This window comes from Oleiphilus sp. HI0132, from assembly GCF_001635845.1.
In genome coordinates this window covers 1-447 of the sequence record NZ_LWGJ01000525.1, presented here as the reverse complement: position 1 = coordinate 447, position 447 = coordinate 1, and the positions used below count along the sequence as shown (strand labels likewise).

Annotated in this window: 1 protein-coding gene; it reads left to right on the top strand. The window is 42.7% G+C overall.

Going from position 1 to position 447, the window contains the following annotated elements; all coding sequences use genetic code 11:
- On the top strand, nucleotides 1–132 hold a 132-nt coding region (locus A3766_RS28770; RefSeq protein WP_156508731.1), incomplete at its 5' end, for an SDR family oxidoreductase.
- Between the last annotated feature and the right edge of the window lie 315 nt (nucleotides 133–447).

Genomic DNA, 447 nt, shown 5'->3' with positions numbered 1-447 from the left:
GTGACTATTGACGAAGTTGGCAATGCTGCTGCTTTTTTATGCTCAGATCTAGCTAGCGGAATTAGCGGAGAAGTATTATTTGTTGATGGTGGCTTTAATACTAGCGGCATGCGTTCACTAGAAGAAAGCTAAACCGCTTAGATAACTGCTATTTTAAGGACTACGTCACTGAAAACGGTAAGCACATACTGGTAGTCTATGCAGTCCTTGAGAAGTGCTTTTGTACATGCCTTGTACATCTTTGTGCGACGTTTAATTTTTGTGATGGATACGTATAGTGGAACGTCTTTTTTACCGCATTAGGCTTGCTTTTGTCCTATTGACATTTACCTTCGCCCTAAGTCTAGGCGGCTGCGCAAACATCAAGCAGGCGTCTCAATCTTCGACCTCCTTGTCTAATTTTCTTGGCTTTTCCGAGCTACCTGACTGGTACATTACGAGCAAGTA